Raw genomic sequence first — 17,617 nt, 5'->3', positions numbered from 1 at the left:
GTTGACTATATGATTACTCCTGCAGACTTACGACGTACGCTCGCCAAGCTTGCGGATAATCATGCCCAAAATCAAGCTGCTCCTGTTATTACGCCACTTGATTTAGCTAAAATGCATAGAAAAAAGTCTTGCCAGCAAGACAGTTGCGAAGAACAAAATGTTGTTGATATTCCGCTGTTTTCTAAGGCTGACAGCACTACGCAAGACTCAGAATCGCCGGAAGATAATCTTCAAAAAACATCTTCTTTCTCAGGCGTATCTCCAGCACTTATGCCACCACGCAGACAGGCAGATACTCCTACAACTTTTGCTTCTTTAGACGCGCAAGACTTGCCAATTATTCGAGAATATTCCGCAGGTGGTTTAGTATTTGACTCTCTCGGGCGTGTCGCAATTATTGCTCGTCATTCAAGAAGTGGACACCTTGAATGGTGTCTACCAAAAGGACATATAGAAAAAGGTGAAACACCTCAAGAAACAGCAGTTCGCGAAATTCATGAGGAAACGGGTATAGTCGGCGAAGTAGTAGATTCGATTGCCACAATTGACTATTGGTTTACAGGCACAACGCATAGAGTACACAAGCTAGTGCACCATTTTGCGTTACGTTACGTAAGTGGCGACTTATCTGTATTAGGAGATCCTGATCACGAAGCAGAAGATGCAATATGGGTGAATTTTAAAGAACTTAATGCAATATTAAGCTATCCAAATGAACGTAAAATTGCATGGCTTTATGCCAAAAAAGCACATAGGCGGTCTAACAGTGAAGAAACTCACGCGTAAACATCAGGCCACAAATGCGTCTACTGCTCTAAAGCAGAAGTCACTTTCGTACGTATTTTCTTTATTACGAATTACGTTACGTACTTGCTTAATTTCTGCGCGTTTTATTTTTATATTATTCGTAGTATTTGCAACGATTTTTGCTTTTCCAACAGCAAAATATGCAGGATTAGTAAATTACGCATATGCAGACACGAAAAAAGCAGATTTATCTGACAAAACTTCTGCAAGGCAAAATAAAAAACAATCTACGTATGAGAATCCGAATAACAAGGGCATTGAAATAGATATAACTCAAGCAACGCCTGTAGTGACAGATGAAAGCGGATACCACCTTACTGCAACACTAAAAGCCGTAAAAACTGCACTTCCAGAAGGCACTTTACAACTTTCTATAAATTCCAATTACACTTTTGTTTCGCGCACGGACGTGCAAAATTGGGCGCAAGAGGAATCTCTTATACCGACTCCCCAAATTTTAGATTCCATAAAAACTCCAAGTTTAGCTTCCGGTCACACGTGCACTCTTAGCTTTAACATACCCGCAGATAAACAAGAATTACGGTCCATCCTGAATTGGGGCCCAAAACCATTAAAAATTACGTATTTCTCACAAAATTATTCAAAATACAAATCAATACATTCTTTTTTGACAAGAGCAAATGTTGGCATGCACTCAGCTAATTTACCAGCGATGAAACTTACTGCTCTTATGCCAGTATTAATTCGTACACAAAACGATTTACGCAATTTTAAAGCTAATAACATTCAGCCTAGCGATCATTTAGAAACGCTACTTAGAGCCGACAAAGATAGTATTCACAACATTATTGAGAAGGCTGATTTAGCAAATAAACACTCAAAATTACAAACAATTGCAGATTTAAGCACAATACAAGCGTCTCATTTAACACTCAAACCAAGCGCTTATATGCAACAATCTGGTTTTGATATCAGCGCTTATGCAGACGACAATAATGACGATTTATACAAATCGGCAGGAATTACTAGAGAAAAATGGTCTGCAAAAAATTCGCAATTGCAAAAAAATACTACTAAAGCAAATAATTCAAAACAAACAGACTCAGCTAATCATAATTTAAATAAAGCTTATGCATGGCAAACATACGGCAAGTGGACTATTCATGCGCTAGAGCAAGCTAAACGTAATGGATATGAAACTGTTATTGCAACAGATGAATTTGACAATAATGCTTCAAAGTTTGCTGTTAGAAATGGAATATACGATATAGATACGCCCGCAGGGAATGTGCGAGTTTTGTCACCTCAGTCAGTGCTCACTCTTTTAGCAAATGGAAAACCTACAAGCGATAGCGCAACAAGCGAACAAACTCAGGCTGGGCGCATTAATCGTTTAGTGGCACAAAGCGCGTTCTACCAAATGGAACAGCCGTACGTTGATAGGCATATTCTTATTACTTTTTCAAATAATGCATCTAATTCAAATATTGATGCTGTTATGAGCGCATTAGAACAATCTCCTTGGTTGTCACTAAGCGACTTGCAAACAATGGCAAATGTGAAGCAAGACGCCTTGCCTGACTGGAAGAAAAATTCCATAATGCGTGAAATATCTCGCAACAGCTCTATAAGCGCGAATATTACTAAAACAAGACGCTCTTGCCTAAACGATTTGTCACATTCAAGGAAAAACGTTTTACGTTTTACTAAGAATATTCTCGACTATAGTGCCGCTAAGCATCCTCATAATACTGAAGGTGACGCTCAAGCACTTGCAAAGCAAACAGCCAAAACAAAAAAACTTATTAACATAAAAGACTTAGAAAAGTATTTATTACGCTTATACGACGATATTTCTTTGCATGAATTTACAAATAATACAATCGAGCAGCAAGATTCAAGCAAAACTACTGCACACAGCAAGCAAAATAACAAATCTTGTATAGGTAAAAATAATGCTAAGAATTTTGCAAATACGCTGATGAATGGAATCCGCATAATCCCACCGCATGATATTACTGCCGTAAGCGAAACAGCAAGCATGCCTATTACGATAAGCAACACATACTCTTACCCTGTGCAAGTATATTTATCTGCAAATACTCATGCTATGGAAATTGTTACGCGTCGTAAAACTTTAGTAAGAATTCCAGCTAATAGCGAAACTCAAGTAACTTTACCGTTGAGAATCACTACATCAATTCACACAAAAGCTACTTTTGTGCTTGAAGACAATCAGCATCGAGCATTTTCAAAAGAACAGAGCACGCTTATTACTAGTACACTGCAAATTAGTGATAAAAGCGGTACGATTATTATAGTATTTGCTTTCATTCTTGGTCTTCTTGGCCTTTGGAGGCAATTCCACCGTAAAAAGGATCCAGACGAATGAGTTCAGTAGGTCGAAATTCTGTAATTATGGCTAGCGGAACAGCCGCATCGCGCATTACAGGTCAAATACGTACTATCTTATTAGCAGCAGCCATTGGAACAACAGGTTTGGCAGCAAACGCATATCAAGCTGGCTCTATGATTCCACAGCTAATATATACGCTTGTTTCAGGTGGAATTTTCAACGCTGTATTAGTACCTCAAATTGTTCGCACTCTCGAAAAGAAAAATGCCGAGGAACGCTTAAATAAACTTATTACATTTGCAATTCTTCTGCTTCTCGCGCTAACAGTTCTTATGTCTATAGCAACGCCTGTGCTCACTATGCTATACGCCGGCGGAAGCGCAGAAATGCAAACATTAACTTGTTCATTTACTTTGTGGTGCATGCCTCAAATTTTCTTTTACGGCATTTATACGGTACTTGGGCAAGTTTTGGCAGCAAAAGAACATTTTGCTATGTACGCGTGGAGTTCAGTTGCAGCAAATATTATTAGCTGCTTAGGTTTTGGCGTTTTTATCATCATCTTTGGTAAAGCAAATAGGATGCCATTAAGTTTTTGGAATGGCAATACTCTTTTGCTCACTGCAGGATTCTGGACTATTGGCGTAGCAGCACAAGCTTTAGTGTTATTCCTACCTCTTATGAAATGCGGAATACACTACAAACCAAGTTTTGGCATACGAGATATCGGCTTAAGATCGATGGGTCCTGTTGCTGCATGGAGCATGGGCATTGTTATTGTTACACAAATAGTTGTAATGATTACTACGCATATAACAACAAGCGTCCCATTTGTTGCCGAAAAACGTTTAGGCTTAGACCAGTTTGAAGTAGCAGGTAATGCTACTTATCAAAACGCTTACACAATGTTCCTATTGCCATACTCTTTAGTTGCAGTATCTGTTGCAACAGCAATTTTTCCTAAAATTTCACGCTCTATTGCATCTCACGATCTAAATGGCGCGCGCAATGACTTAAGTGAAGCACTTAGGCACGTAAGCATAATTATGTGCTTCTTTACAGTCGTTTTTATTGTTATTCCAACACCTATTTCGTTAGCTTTAATACCATCAATAAGCGTTCAAGAAGCAAACCTTATGTCTGCACCTTTAATGATGCTAGCTTTTGGCTTGCCTTTAACTAGTAGCTATTTGATCATCCAACGCACATTCTTTGCTTTTGAAGACGGTAAAAGTCCTTTTATTTTCGCAGCAGCGCAACTTCTTACTGAGCTTTTTGCATTTGTCTGTTGCATTAATGTACTGCCGCCTACTTATTGGGTTACGGCTTTAGGCTCGTCAGTTTCAATAAGTTACTTCTTGACTTTCCCTGCGCTTGTTCACATGCTTCGGAATCGTTTCAACAATAATTTAGATGATCGAAATCTTATAATTGCGCATATAAAAATTATCATTGCTTCAATAGTATCTATTATTGTTGGCCTCTTAATAAGTAAACCATTATTGCACGTTTTAAACTTTACTTCTCCACACATGCATGGAGCGTTAAGGTGGATATACGCAATACTTATTTGCGCAATAATAACAATTATTATTGCTGTTATTTATCTGTCAGCACTCTTACTTTTGAAGACCAGAGAACTTGTAGATTTGTCTGCTCCAATAATTAGTAAGCTTGCCCAAAAGATTCCTGCTCTTGTTCCTCTTGCTAAAATTTTTGAAGAAACTGCAAGAAATCAATCACATAACGAACAGAAAAATCTTAGAGTTCCGCGTAGAATACAATCCGATGCAAAATATGATGATTCTTCTAACGGCAAAAACTTCTAAGAGCTTAGTTTCATATTGAGCTTTTCCTTAAAATATGTGATTATTTGGGAAATTATTTCAATAACAGCAAAATGCTGTACATAACATGACGGCTCACAAGTACAATTATGTGTTAGTAAAAAATGTCAAATTACTTATTGCACATGCGTAGGAAGATGAGGAACAAATGGAACCTCGGTTAGGAGATATTGTACTAAATCGATACGTATTAGTATCGCTTTTGCGCAACGAAGCAGGCTTGCAAGTATGGCAAGCCAATGACCGCATACTTACGCAGGATTGCCAGCTTTTTATTGTACGAGATTCACGTTTTTTGCCGCAAGTAAATACAATTGCATCAACTTTGGCTTTATCGCATAGCCGCAAGTTTACGCAAGTGCTTCAGTTACAGCATCATGATTCTGTTGCAATTATTGTTACAGCTTTAGATCGCGGTGTTACTATCAATGATTATTTGGCTCTTAAAAAAGCACCTTTAAGTTACGAAGCAATAAGAACTATTGTTGCAGAAACTGCACAAGCTTTAAGCAGATTACTTGCTAGCAATATTACTCATCACGCTATTTCTAGTGACACTGTTCGCATAAGTTCTTCAGGAATTGAGTTAGCAGATACTCCAGTAAGTCCTCTTTTGGAAGATGTAACTCAAAAAGATGATGATCAAATTCCAAGGCAAAATGTTGAACATATTGCAACTAGGCAACTTGCATCATTGTTATACACTTTGATTACTAGAACTTCTTCTCGAATACAAGCTCGTTTCGATGCGTCTCTTTTGCCAGATAATACTCCTTCAGAATTTAGGATGATTTGCACAAGAAGCCTAGCTCCAAATAAAAATAACAACGTAATACCTATGGCATCTATTGCAGAATTAGTAGCATTATTAGGTTCATACACGCCTTTATCTAAGCTCACAACAAAAGATATTGTGCTTGATAGTAAAACAAGTGCTGCTTCTATTAGCAATGTTCGACTTCGCGAAGCAAAAGATGATTTTATACTACCTTTGCCTGAAGGTCTTTCACAAAGTGAAGAAGAATTCGATGCACAATTAATGCAAAGAAATAATCAGGATTCTAACGATTTTTCTTCAACTAATTCAGCCAACACTATTTCAAACAATACAAATGGATCCGCTAAATTAAGTAATAGTTTCAAAAATGCTGGAAGAACATTAGGATCTCTTCTTAAAAGAAGCAATACTAACTCAAATTCTGAAAACGGTGACAACGATAATTTTAGCGACGAAAGTAACACCAATACAGATATAGATTTTCATGATATTGCAGCAGCAGAAATGGCTAGCATTCTAGCTCCTACAGAACTCGATACAGACGATGCTATTTTCCCAACATTGTCTGCATCATATAAGCATTTTCCTGATACTGCTACATCTAAAAATATTTTTGATCACGCTGAAAATACAAGAAATCAAATTGCCAAAAATACTATTAGTGAAACAGGCGTAGTTAGCAGTTTTGATTTTAGTCATCTTCTTACTGAAAATAATCAGCACACAGAATTAATGTCAAGACCGCAAAACTTAACTTCAGAAGGCGAATCTACTGGTCGTGTTCCTGTTGTTGATTCTCACGGAAGATTTGTAGCTCCTGGAGAGGAATCAGCAAGAGCGCTTAGAGACGAAATAAACAGTGATCAAGACGACGATAGTCAAGAAAATGGATCACCTTCTTTGCCGCCAAGTTTCCAGCCTCTGGAACAATCTGCTACTTTGCACAAACAAAAGCAGAGTACGCAAAATAACAACACTATTGCAGATGCTAAGATTTGGTGGGGTCTTTCAACCAAAGTTATTGCTATCGGAACTGTTTCATTGCTTCTTGTAGCTGGATTAGCCTTAGCTTTACATGGTTTATTTGGAAATCATGAAAGTGCAGATAACTTCGGAAACAACGGCTCATGGGATAGCACTAGTCAAGAAAATGTTCCGTTTGGCAGCCAAGGTATTCTTCCTCAAGAAAAGCAACCTGCTAAGAAAAATATGGGTCGTAAGCAAGTAAAACCTGTGCCTAAGCCTAAAATTCCTACTAATAACATTGCTTACGAAGCTGATCGTTATCAATTCTTAAGCTTCCCAGCTAATCAAGTTGGATACGGATACTATATTCACTTAACCGAACCACAAACTGTGTATCGCTTCGTTGTTTCGATACGTTCCTCTGGCGGTCACGCATATTTGTTGGCAAATACTAAGAATGATCCAACTAAGGGAACTCAAGTAGCAGAATTTACGTTCGACGAAAGTGGAACAACAGACGTAAAGCTTAAGAAGGTTGTAAAATCTCAAGATTTCATGCTCTGGGTTCCAAAAGATAGTATGCCTAAGAACAGTTTGTACATCAATTCTGTAAAACTGTACTGAATCTCTTATAACAAATGCTTTTAAGGAAATAAGTAATGGAAAATAAGCTTCGAAAAGTTATCATAATTGGATCTGGACCTGCAGGATACACTGCTGCAATATATTTGGGTCGCGCTGGATACAAGCCACTTGTTATTGCTGGAGCTCTTACTCCAGGCGGTCAATTGATGAATACAACAGAAGTAGAAAATTATCCAGGATTCCCAGAAGGTATTTTAGGTCCTGACTTAATGGAATCTATGCAAAAGCAAGCTGAAAAATTTGGCGCAGAAGTATTGCTGAACGATGTTACTTCTGTAGACTTTAAAGGCACCGTAAAGCTCGTTACTACCGACGACGGTATAACTTATGAGTCTGACGCAGTTATCGTCTCTACGGGCTCGCAAGTGCGCAAATTGGGCGTTCCAGGAGAACTAGAGTACTCCGGCAGAGGTGTATCTTATTGTGCAACTTGTGACGGCTTCTTCTTCCGCGGAAAACCTATTACTGTAGTTGGTGGAGGAGATTCTGCTTTTGAAGAAGCATTATTCCTCACGCGATTTGGTTCTTCTGTTACTTTAATCCACCGCAGAAATGAGTTCCGCGCTTCAAAGATTATGGTTGACAGAGCAAAAGAGAACGAAAAAATCAAATTTATTACAAATAGTGTTGTAGATGAAGTGCACGGCAATGATGTAGAGGCTACTTCACTTACTGTTCGCAATGTTATTACGGGAGAAACTCAAGAAGTTGAGTCAGCCGGATTGTTTGTGGCAATTGGTCACACTCCTGCAACAAAGTTCTTAAACGGCCAATTAAATCTTAATGAAGATGGAACGATTGTTGTTGATGGCGCAACTACTCGCACTTCTGTTGAAGGCGTTTTTGCTGCTGGAGATGTTGTCGACAACATGTATCGTCAAGCAATTTCTGCAGCAGGAATGGGATGCAGAGCAGCTCTTGATGCTCAAACTTATCTTAACGAAAAATACGCTTAAATCTTACTTATTACACAAAGGCTTACTAAAAGTAAAAGCATAAATACAATTAAATTCACGTGTGACATTACAGTCTAAGCTATTATATTGTAGACAAATGTCACACGTTTTTATTAAAACTACTATTCTTTTTTAGAAACAAGTAAACCAATAATTCGTTGCATTTCTTCAGGAGAAGAAAAGACAATCTCGATTCTTCCATGATTTTCTGTGCCTTTAATAGAAACTTTGGTAGCAAAATGCTCCTCAAGCTGCTTGCGCACAGGCGAAGAAGACCATTGATTATTGCGACGCACGCGCGTACGCACTACTCCATTAGATGTATCTTCATTCTTTAACGAAACAATCTCTTCGGTACTACGAACCGACAATCCTTCTGCAATAATGCGCTTAGCTAGACTTTCCATATCTTCTGGATTTTCCAAGCCAAGTAGTGCTCGTGCGTGACCTGCAGAAAGCACGCCTGAGGCGACATGTTTTTGCACGCTAGCAGGAAGATTAAGAAGCCTCAAAGTATTGGCAATTTGTGGGCGTGATTTTGATACAGACTGAGAAAGCTGAATCTGTGTTAAACCAAAATCATCTATCATCTGAGAATATGCTGCAGCTTCTTCAAGAGGATTAAGAGCAACGCGATGAAGATTTTCAAGCAATGCATCTCTTAACATATTTTCATCAGCAGTTGTGCGCACAATCGCTGGAACTGTATCAAGTTCAGCTAGCTGAGAAGCACGCCATCTTCTCTCACCCATAATAAGTTCATAATGTGCAATTTGTTCATCATTTTTATCTGCATCAACAATAGGTCGCACAACTATAGGCTGTAAAACGCCAACTTCTTTAATAGATGACGCAAGTTCTCGCAGCTCATCCTCATCAAAAATTGTTCGAGGTTGGTGTGCATTTGGAACAATATCTAGCGGCTTAAGATAAGCAAAATACCCACCTTTTACTGGCTTCAAAGGCTCATTTTCTGCGGTTTTATTTGATTTTTCAGCAGCGTTATTTTTTTCACCAATAACGGTTTCTTCATTATTCTTTGTCTTAGACGACATAAATGTCGTTGATGCTGAATCTCCAAAAAAGAAATCCATAGGTCTAGTGACATCTCCAAGAGATGGCATAGTTGAGCGTTTATGAGAATGCTTGTTAGTATTAATTGACGGCACGGTTTCACGTGAAACATTCTTTATTTTGTTATTATTCTTATCCGCGTGAGGAGCAATTGAATTGCTCATACTAGGGACCTTTGTTTCATGTGAAACATTTTTTGATTGATTATTATCTTTATTTAACGTTTCACGTGAAACTTTTGCTTGTTTTTCTAGCTGACCATCCACAGATTCGGATTTTTGTGTTTCATGTGAAACATTAAATTGCAAATTATTAGATGCATCGGCAAGCGCATCCTCGCCAGGCAAAGCTGGGAACAAAGCGCCTAAACCTTTACCCAGGCGAGACTTATTTCCACTCATTATTTATTCTCCTGTTGTTGTTCTTGTCGATTAGCATCTTGCTTTGCTGCAATAACAGATAATACCGTCTTAGATCTCTTCGCAATTTCTAACGCAGCTTCGCGATAAGAAATCGCTCCTGATCCATGTGGATCATAAGTAATAACACTTTGATTAAAGCTTGGCGCTTCAGGTATTTTCACAGTACGAGGAATCGTAGTCTCAAGCACGATATTTGGATAATGTTTTTTAACTTCTTGGAAAACTTCTCTACCTAATAAAGTTCGCTTGTCAAACATAGTAACAAGCATTGTAGAAACAACTAAAATTGGATTGTAATGTTGCTGGACTAAACCAATAGTTCTTATAAGTTGTCCTAAACCTTCAAGAGCATAATACTCAGCTTGAATTGGTATAAGCATTTCACGTGCAGCACACATTGCATTAATAACTAATAAGCCAAGCGACGGGGGACAATCGATAAAAACATAATCATAGTGTTCGTTGCTGTTATCAAGATATTGTTGCAAGGCATTCTTTAACAGATTATTACGATTATCCATATCTGCAAGCTCTAATTCAGCACCACTTAAATCAATAGATGCTGGAACAACATCAAGTCCCTCAATATCTGGGCAAGCATGTTTTACTTCAGCGATACTTTTTCGCCCTTCAAGAACATCGTAAACTGACAAATCACCAGAAGCATGAGGAGCATTTAATGCAGTCGACGCATTTCCCTGTGGATCCATATCAATAAGAAGTACTTTTGATCCACTCACAGCCATAGCTGCAGCAAGATTTACAGCAGAACTTGTTTTTCCTACTCCACCTTTTTGATTAGCAACAGCAATAAAACGCGTTTGCTTAGGCTTAGGATATTTCGCCTGTTCAATGGAATGAAAACGAGATGTCAAATCTGCCAATTCAATACCTAGGGAGGATTTTGAATCTCCAAAAATTCGTTGAATCGTTTCAGCAGCTGATTCCACGATGTATCACCCCCAATTAAATATACGAAACTCTTAAAATAAAAATATCGTGTTTTAAGTTTCGTCGTTTCTATGGACATAAAAAGCACAAATTTTTTGATGTTTCACATGAAACATCAACACCTTATTCCATAACTAACTACATATTTTTCGATTTTTCGCACTGATTGAATCTTGCACGTTTCTGTAGCTTTGCACCAATCCTCTGCTAACGTTGCACATGAAGCTTTGCACCAATGCTTTGCAAACGTAGCGTATGAAGCTTTGCAGTATTGCTTCTGCGAAAAGTGGTTTTGTAGCTTTGCACCAGTGCTTTGCTAACGTCGATTATGTAGCTTTGCAGTAATGCTTTGCTAACGGCGATTATTTATTGATTAGCGAACTTTAGCATTAATTCTCTGCAGACGCTGATTCCTGTTGATTAGCGAACACTATCATTAGTGCTGCTGCACACACCACACAAAGCACACAAACCACGCACCCACCCGCAGCTTAATTGCGCAACTTTAGTTGCACGAATATTCGTGTGGTGAGATTTGAGATTTTTCGCACTGAGCGAGGCGAACGTCAGAGCCGCAGGCTGCTGATTCGCCAAGCGAAGAAGAAAAATCGAAAAATCTCTGCGATGGGCACGGTTATTAACGATTAAACACGCAGAGTTTGGGGGATTTCTTTACGAGCACTAAAAGAGGACTGATGGAGCAACATTCTTAAAGAAAGACGAACACACTAAACTCTTTTAGCAGCCAGAGCGACTGAAGGACGGGACGTGCGAGGAAAGAAATCCCCCAAAACTCGCGCCACATTAGATATGAACTCGCGCCACATTAAACATAAACTCGCGCCACATTAAACGAAAACTTGCTTAAACACAAATTTTAATTAAAAAATTAGGCTTTATCTATTAATACGACTGTAGTCGGCTGCAAACCAGATGCAACTGGTGCTTCAAGAATGCGAGGATTTGTTCCACCAGCTTTTCGAATCATTTTTACAGCTTTTTCTACTTCTGCTTGAGCAGATTTACCTTTTAATGCTATTAATTTCCCATGCTTATTCAATAGAGGAATAGTCCATCCAGCTAATTTCGTCATAGGAGCTACAGCTCTGCATGTTACTACATCAAACGCTGGAATTTCGTGTGACTTAATTTTGTCAATAACTTCATCTGATCTGCCATGAAATATAGTAACATTTTTTAATTTCATAAGAGCAACGCACTCACGCAACCAGTCAACACGACGCTCCATAGGTTCAATCAAAGTAACGTCATAATCAGGTAAGCACGCAGCTAAAACTAGACCAGGAAAACCGCCGCCACTGCCTACATCTGCAACTCTTTTATTTTTTCTACCGACTATTGCTTCTTTAATAAAAGGAACAACTGCTGCAGAATTTAATATATGTCTTTCCCAAAGAATATTCATATCTCTAGGACCGATAAGACCTCTTACTAATCCCTCTTGCTGAAGTTTCACGTGAAACAGCTCGCACTTTTCTAATGCTTCACCTAAAACTTCACTTAGCAATGGGGATCCTTCTAATTCGTCCGCTACTTTTTGCGTATCTTCCTCATATTTTTTATCTAAACTAGCTTCCATATTTTCCCCAAAACAAATAAAAGAAATATAATAAACAATAAATAAAAAGTAACACAACAAAACATTTTTTGTTTCATTGTGTTACTTTTTCATTTTATTTCTCTTTTCCTTCGAAAAGAACCAATTAAATAAGAATCAATTATTCTTCAGAATATTCGCCGTCTACATCGTTAATTTCGTCAATATTTTCATCTTCAGAAGCAACTGAAGGCATGTAAACAGTTACATAGCGGTGTGGTTCTTCACCATGTGAACGGGAACGCAAACCTTCGTCACGCACAGTATCATGCACAACTTTGCGTTCAAAAGAATTCATTGGCTTCAAATTCACAGGTTCACCAGTTTCACGCACATCATCAACAGCATCTAAAGCAATATCGCGCAAATGTTGGCGTTTACGCTTCAAGAATCCATCTACATCAACTATAAGATGCGAACGATCACCAGTTTTTTGCTGAACAGCAAGACGGCTCAATTGTTGCAAAGCGTCGACAACCTCACCATTGCGACCAATTAAATTCTTAATATCAGTGTCATCATCTGCAACAATCTGAATCATTGGGCGATTATTGCGCACACCCATCTCAATATCACCCTCATAATCAGCAATATCAAGTAAGCCTTCTAAATAATCTGCGGCAATATCAGCTTCTTCATTGAGTTGATCAACCGTCCTCTTCTCATCTTGTACCATTAATTACTCCTTATCGTGAGAAAATTCACGTTTTACAAATTTCTGAAGTCTAGTTTAGCGGATAATAAAGCCAAGTTACTAACTTATTTTCAAGTCATAAAAATGACTTTATATATCCGCAAAATGTATCTAAATATTAGCGCTTTGCCGCCTTACGCTTACGTTGTGGCTGCTTGCGTTGGAATCCTTCAATCTCTCTACGCTCAGCTTCCTCACGAGCTTTTTGAAGATTCTCTTCTTCAATAGAAGGCAAACCTTCGCGCTCACGACGATCAGTTTCTTTTTTATAGTCACGCTTTTCTTTTTCTTCAGCTGCAGGAGATCCAGGAGTTGGGAATGCGTAAACCTGCCAAATTGAACGCAGCATATTTATAACGTTGTTTACTAACCAGTACACCAACATTGCAAAAGGCATAGCAAATGCAGAGAAAACGTAAATCAACGGGAATCCCCACATCATAAGCTTTTGTACAGTATATTGGCTACCCTGCTTAGACTCAGGCGGAAGATTCTTACGAATATTATTGAATTGCATGTACCACATTGCAGCACACATAAGCACAACAAACATAACTATGACAATTTTACCTGCGCCAGCAGTTGTCATAAAAGTATCTGCAACACCAACCCCAAATACGCGAGTCTTAACGAATTGCTGTGCTGTTGCAATGTCAAAGGCACCAAGAGCTGCATGCTTGCCACGAGCAATAAAAGGAATAACGGAAAGCGTATACCAAATACTCATAAATGCAGGACCCTGAATCATCATAGGCAAGCACGAGCCAGCAGGATTAGCTTTATTATCTTGATAAAGCTTCATCATTTCACGCTGCATAGCTTCTTTACTTGCAGGGTCATTTTTACCTTTATATTTTTGCTGTATTTTCTTAATCTTAGGCGCAATAGCTTGCATTTTGCGCATGCCTTTAATGCTTTTAATAAATGCAGGGAAAATGCACGCATGCACAACTAATACCAAGAATACGATGGAAAAAACCCAAGAGAAGCCAACTTCATTCATTCCAAGAAAAGTTAATAACTTGTGGAATAATGACATAATTTGAGTCATAAGCCACTCAACTGGCGTCAAGATTTTATAAAACCATCCAAAGAATCCATTATCAAGTATGAAGTTATCTTGATTAAACATTAGTTTTCCTTGTCTTCTTCAGCCAAGGGAGTTAGCCGTGGCTCTTCATGTGCCTTAGACCAAGCACATCTGTAAAAAATCGAATATTTGCGGGGTACATCATCAATACTGCAGCTTGTCCAAGGTCTACAGCGTAGAAGGCGTAATAATGCAAGAATACCACCTCTAAACGTGCCGTATCTAGCAATTGCTTCAATAGCATAACGCGAACACGTAGGATAGTATCTACAGCAAGCTGGTCTATTTGCAGAAATCGTGCGCTGATACCATCTAATTGCACTAATTACAAACTTAGAGCTTAAACTTTTTTTACTACGCATGACAATAACCACCATTTACTCAAAATAATATATTTCAATTATCCTTGATTCTGATTATTCTCATGCATTTTGCAATTTTGTGTAGAACATAAATCTGCACTAATTTTGCCAAAAAGCTTTTGTATCTGGCATTGTAACGAATCAAATGAAGATTGAGCTGCAGAAGGTTTTGCTCTTAGCACCACATCACAACCTGCAGGTAATAAAGATTCATAATTTTTTGCGATTACTCGTAGACGTCTTTTTACCTTATTGCGAACTACAGCTTTCCCCACTGATTTAGATACAGCAAGACCTAGCCTCTTTACATGTTCAAATTTTTGATCATGTAAGAAGGTATCAGAAAATGCCGCGGGAGTATCACTTTCAAAACCCGTGGCAATATAATCTAAACTTGCACTTCTATCTTCGTTAAGTGTGCTCTGCACGGCTATATCGTCACGCATAATGTAATGCGCGACGATATCCCGGGAACTCACCTTGCGCCGTTTTTTTAGCACCGCAACAAAATCACGGTGGCTTTTCAGCCTTTCCATGCCTTACGACGCTACCTTAACTCAGGCAGACAGTGACTTGCGGCCCTTGGCACGACGACGATTGATTACTGCGCGACCTGCACGCGTACGCATGCGAACGCGGAAGCCGTGCTTCATGTGACGACGACGATTATTCGGCTGAAATGTCCTCTTCATAACTAATGCTCCTGTATTCAGCCATGCAAAAGCATGGCCCCGTATGAGTCAAGCTATACCAAAATACTATTACCCCTCACCAATGCTCAAAACTCCACATTTTCTTATTAAAGAATCAACATAGTAAGATATAAATAAAAATGATTTATTCACATTTCTATTACAATTTATTGTACATGCAGAATCGTTGAAAAATAGCCAAATCTCAGCTTTAAACTTATCCACAAATTACACACATGTTATTCACAATTAAACAATTTCAACACGCTAGACTGTGGATAACTTCGTAGGGTCAGAGTAAACATATCTTACTGATACTTATTACACACGTGCGCGCGTAAACAGAATCAGCATTATTACATGCGCTAAATGCAAGTTTGGGGGTGAAATGGCTGATACATTAGGCGATCCTACATCGCAAGCTGCTTTGGTATGGTCTAATACGCTTACTGTTTTACAGCATAATGCCCTTTTAACTGCGCGCGATAAAGGTTGGTTTGAAGGCGTTAAACCAGAAGCAATCTTTGGTACAACCATTGTTTTGTGTGTATCTAATGCTGAAACGCAACAAGCTTTGCAAAATGAATTAAATTCTCCTCTACTTACAGCATTAAAGATTTGCACTGGTAAAGATATGTTTCCTGCTTTTAGGATTGTTCCTCAATCTGAATATCAGGAAAAAGCTGCACAAAGTTCTTCAAATTCTTTATCTAATCAAGCGCAGAACAATACGAATTTAAATAAAGTAGTAACTGATAATACAGTTTTGCCTGTTGATAATATTTCAGTTTCAGCATCTACTGATTTGCCATCGGTTACAGCGAATGATGTATCTCCTGTACAACCAGATTTTGATCATGCAACTGGAATATCTACTCTTAAACAAACTGATATTTCTAATGAACAAGTTGCACAGCAAAAAATGCCTGTTTCTGTTCAGCGCGATGCAATTACACATTTAAACACGTGCGCAACTTTTGATACTTTTGTGCCTGGAGACTCAAATCGTTTTGCAAGAACTGTAGCTTTAGCAGTTGCAGAGGGTTCAGGAAGAGATTTTAATCCTTTATGTATTTACGGCGGTTCCGGCCTTGGTAAAACTCATTTGCTTAACGCAATTGGCAATTATGCTTTGGTAAAAGATTCTTCACTTAAAGTTCGTTATGTAACAAGTGAGGAATTTACTAATGAATTTATTGAAGCTCTTCAAACGCCAAATCAAAGTCAAGGTCAAATTGCTGATTTTAATAGGCGATATCGCGAAGTAGATGTTCTTCTTATTGACGATATTCAATTCCTTGGTGGAAAAGAAGCAACGCTTGAACAATTCTTCCATACTTTTAATTCTTTATACCAAGCAAATAAGCGAATAGTTATAGCTTCAGATGTTGCTCCAAAAAATCTTAAGGGCTTTGAAGCGCGCTTAATTTCCAGATTTGAATCAGGTCTTACGGTTGATATTAAACCGCCAGATTTGGAAACGCGTATTGCAATTCTTAGAATGATGGCATCAATGAATCACTGTAATGTCCCAAGTGACGTACTTGATTTAATTGCTGAACGTTTTACAGAAAATATTCGTGAACTTGAAGGTGCATTGACGCGCGTTACTGCTGTAGCATCTTTAAGCAATCAGCCTGTTAGTAAAGCTTTAGCTGAACAAGCATTACAAGATTTCTTTGCTACAGATATTGAAGTTCGTCCAACTGACATCATTAGTCAGGTAGCTCAATATTTCCACATGACTTTCGATGAACTTGTTGGACGACAGCGCACAAAGAATGTTGCTCTTGCTCGTCAAATTGCAATGTATCTTGCAAGAGAGATGACAAGCATGAGTTTGGTTGATATTGGCGAAGTTTTTGGCGGTAGAGATCATACTACAGTTATGCATGCTTACACTCGTGTAAGTGGCGAGATGCAAGAAAAACAAGAAATTTATAACTACGTTATGGAATTAACTGTTCGCTTAAAGCAAAATCCTGCTGATCGTAGAAAATAATCTTCTTTTCCACATATTTATGAAGAATTGTTTAAAAGTTTAAAAAAAGTTATCCACATACTTAATAACAAATGTGGGTAAAAGCTGAGCATAACTCGTGGAAAACGCCGCTTAAAAATGTTAGTAACTTGTTTATAAGGCATTTAAAAATGTGGAAACTTTAGAAAATAGAAAAAACTGTGGATAAGTTGGCTACTTATACACATTGTTATTCTGACATTATCCACAGCTTTTAAATGTTAATAAGTCTTTTTCCAAGCGGTTTTTAATCACTTTTCCACATATACACAGTCTTTATTACTACATTTATTTATATCTCATTAAATAAGATAGATAATAAATGAACAAGCACTGTAGAAATCTAAGAGTCTTTTTGTATGCAAACGCATCCTGGAG

General features: G+C 38.2%; 14 protein-coding genes. 6 read left to right on the top strand and 8 right to left on the bottom strand.

The window, feature by feature from the left end:
* The first annotated feature begins 9 nt into the window (after positions 1-9).
* The 5 genes from ACJV2T_RS00070 (at position 10) to trxB (ending at position 8,316) form a co-directional block, all read left to right on the top strand.
* Positions 10-786: an NUDIX hydrolase gene (locus tag ACJV2T_RS00070; RefSeq protein ID WP_419399073.1), complete on the top strand. Its 777-nt coding sequence runs from the start codon at positions 10-12 to the stop codon at positions 784-786.
* Entirely contained in the window at positions 737-3,160 is a 2,424-nt protein-coding gene (locus ACJV2T_RS00065) for a DUF6049 family protein (protein WP_419399072.1), read from the top strand. The genes ACJV2T_RS00070 and ACJV2T_RS00065 overlap by 50 nt, the downstream gene beginning before the upstream one ends.
* Positions 3,157-4,953, top strand: a complete 1,797-nt coding sequence (gene murJ / locus ACJV2T_RS00060) for a murein biosynthesis integral membrane protein MurJ (RefSeq protein WP_419398799.1) — start codon at positions 3,157-3,159, stop codon at positions 4,951-4,953. The genes ACJV2T_RS00065 and murJ overlap by 4 nt, the downstream gene beginning before the upstream one ends.
* Positions 4,954-5,119: 166 nt before the next feature.
* Positions 5,120-7,339, top strand: a complete 2,220-nt coding sequence (locus ACJV2T_RS00055; RefSeq protein WP_419398798.1) for a protein kinase family protein — start codon at positions 5,120-5,122, stop codon at positions 7,337-7,339.
* 35 nt (positions 7,340-7,374) lie between these two features.
* Positions 7,375-8,316, top strand: coding sequence for a thioredoxin-disulfide reductase (trxB, locus tag ACJV2T_RS00050; RefSeq protein ID WP_415683161.1), 942 nt, complete (start codon positions 7,375-7,377; stop codon positions 8,314-8,316).
* 122 nt (positions 8,317-8,438) lie between these two features.
* Here trxB and ACJV2T_RS00045 read toward each other — a convergent pair whose 3' ends face one another.
* From ACJV2T_RS00045 to rpmH, 8 genes are all read right to left on the bottom strand, one after another.
* Entirely contained in the window at positions 8,439-9,791 is a 1,353-nt protein-coding gene (locus tag ACJV2T_RS00045; protein ID WP_419398797.1) for a ParB/RepB/Spo0J family partition protein, read from the bottom strand.
* Complete coding sequence (locus ACJV2T_RS00040; RefSeq protein ID WP_415688957.1) at positions 9,791-10,762, bottom strand: ParA family protein; 972 nt, start codon at positions 10,760-10,762, stop codon at positions 9,791-9,793. The genes ACJV2T_RS00045 and ACJV2T_RS00040 overlap by 1 nt, the downstream gene beginning before the upstream one ends.
* An 890-nt stretch (positions 10,763-11,652) precedes the next feature.
* Entirely contained in the window at positions 11,653-12,363 is a 711-nt protein-coding gene (gene rsmG, locus ACJV2T_RS00035) for a 16S rRNA (guanine(527)-N(7))-methyltransferase RsmG (protein ID WP_391496120.1), read from the bottom strand.
* A 139-nt stretch (positions 12,364-12,502) separates the two neighbouring features.
* On the bottom strand, positions 12,503-13,057 hold the full coding sequence (locus ACJV2T_RS00030; RefSeq protein WP_391496119.1) for a Jag family protein: 555 nt from the start codon (positions 13,055-13,057) through the stop codon (positions 12,503-12,505).
* Positions 13,058-13,193: 136 nt separating this feature from the next.
* Positions 13,194-14,207 (bottom strand): membrane protein insertase YidC, encoded by a 1,014-nt coding sequence (gene yidC / locus ACJV2T_RS00025; RefSeq protein ID WP_415687061.1) that lies wholly within the window; start codon positions 14,205-14,207, stop codon positions 13,194-13,196.
* Positions 14,207-14,527, bottom strand: coding sequence for a membrane protein insertion efficiency factor YidD (gene yidD / locus ACJV2T_RS00020; protein ID WP_004119706.1), 321 nt, complete (start codon positions 14,525-14,527; stop codon positions 14,207-14,209). The genes yidC and yidD overlap by 1 nt, the downstream gene beginning before the upstream one ends.
* Before the next feature lie 38 nt (positions 14,528-14,565).
* On the bottom strand, positions 14,566-15,063 hold the full coding sequence (gene rnpA / locus ACJV2T_RS00015) for a ribonuclease P protein component (protein ID WP_033888537.1): 498 nt from the start codon (positions 15,061-15,063) through the stop codon (positions 14,566-14,568).
* Between the two features lie 21 nt (positions 15,064-15,084).
* Complete coding sequence (gene rpmH, locus ACJV2T_RS00010) at positions 15,085-15,219, bottom strand: 50S ribosomal protein L34 (protein WP_004106067.1); 135 nt, start codon at positions 15,217-15,219, stop codon at positions 15,085-15,087.
* 427 nt (positions 15,220-15,646) lie between these two features.
* Between rpmH and dnaA the strand changes: the two genes are divergently transcribed.
* The gene (dnaA, locus tag ACJV2T_RS00005) at positions 15,647-17,221 is read left to right on the top strand and encodes a chromosomal replication initiator protein DnaA (RefSeq protein ID WP_415687381.1); all 1,575 of its coding nucleotides are present in this window, start codon (positions 15,647-15,649) and stop codon (positions 17,219-17,221) included.
* The last annotated feature ends 396 nt before the right edge of the window (positions 17,222-17,617 follow it).

This window comes from Gardnerella phocaeensis, from assembly GCF_048545075.1.
GTDB lineage: Bacteria > Actinomycetota > Actinomycetes > Actinomycetales > Bifidobacteriaceae > Bifidobacterium > Bifidobacterium vaginale_J.
This window is presented reverse-complemented; position numbering and strand designations above follow the sequence as displayed.

Bases quoted from the DNA above. Each gene is read 5' to 3' on its own strand.
- ACJV2T_RS00070 (WP_419399073.1), top strand. From the start codon at position 10: ATGATTACTCCTGCAGACTTACGACGTACGCTCGCCAAGCTTGCGGAT.
- ACJV2T_RS00065 (WP_419399072.1), top strand. From the start codon at position 737: ATGCCAAAAAAGCACATAGGCGGTCTAACAGTGAAGAAACTCACGCGT.
- murJ (WP_419398799.1), top strand. From the start codon at position 3,157: ATGAGTTCAGTAGGTCGAAATTCTGTAATTATGGCTAGCGGAACAGCC.
- ACJV2T_RS00055 (WP_419398798.1), top strand. From the start codon at position 5,120: ATGGAACCTCGGTTAGGAGATATTGTACTAAATCGATACGTATTAGTA.
- trxB (WP_415683161.1), top strand. From the start codon at position 7,375: ATGGAAAATAAGCTTCGAAAAGTTATCATAATTGGATCTGGACCTGCA.
- ACJV2T_RS00045 (WP_419398797.1), bottom strand. From the start codon at position 9,791: ATGAGTGGAAATAAGTCTCGCCTGGGTAAAGGTTTAGGCGCTTTGTTC.
- rsmG (WP_391496120.1), bottom strand. From the start codon at position 12,363: ATGGAAGCTAGTTTAGATAAAAAATATGAGGAAGATACGCAAAAAGTA.
- ACJV2T_RS00030 (WP_391496119.1), bottom strand. From the start codon at position 13,057: ATGGTACAAGATGAGAAGAGGACGGTTGATCAACTCAATGAAGAAGCT.
- yidC (WP_415687061.1), bottom strand. From the start codon at position 14,207: ATGTTTAATCAAGATAACTTCATACTTGATAATGGATTCTTTGGATGG.
- yidD (WP_004119706.1), bottom strand. From the start codon at position 14,527: ATGCGTAGTAAAAAAAGTTTAAGCTCTAAGTTTGTAATTAGTGCAATT.
- rnpA (WP_033888537.1), bottom strand. From the start codon at position 15,063: ATGGAAAGGCTGAAAAGCCACCGTGATTTTGTTGCGGTGCTAAAAAAA.
- rpmH (WP_004106067.1), bottom strand. From the start codon at position 15,219: ATGAAGAGGACATTTCAGCCGAATAATCGTCGTCGTCACATGAAGCAC.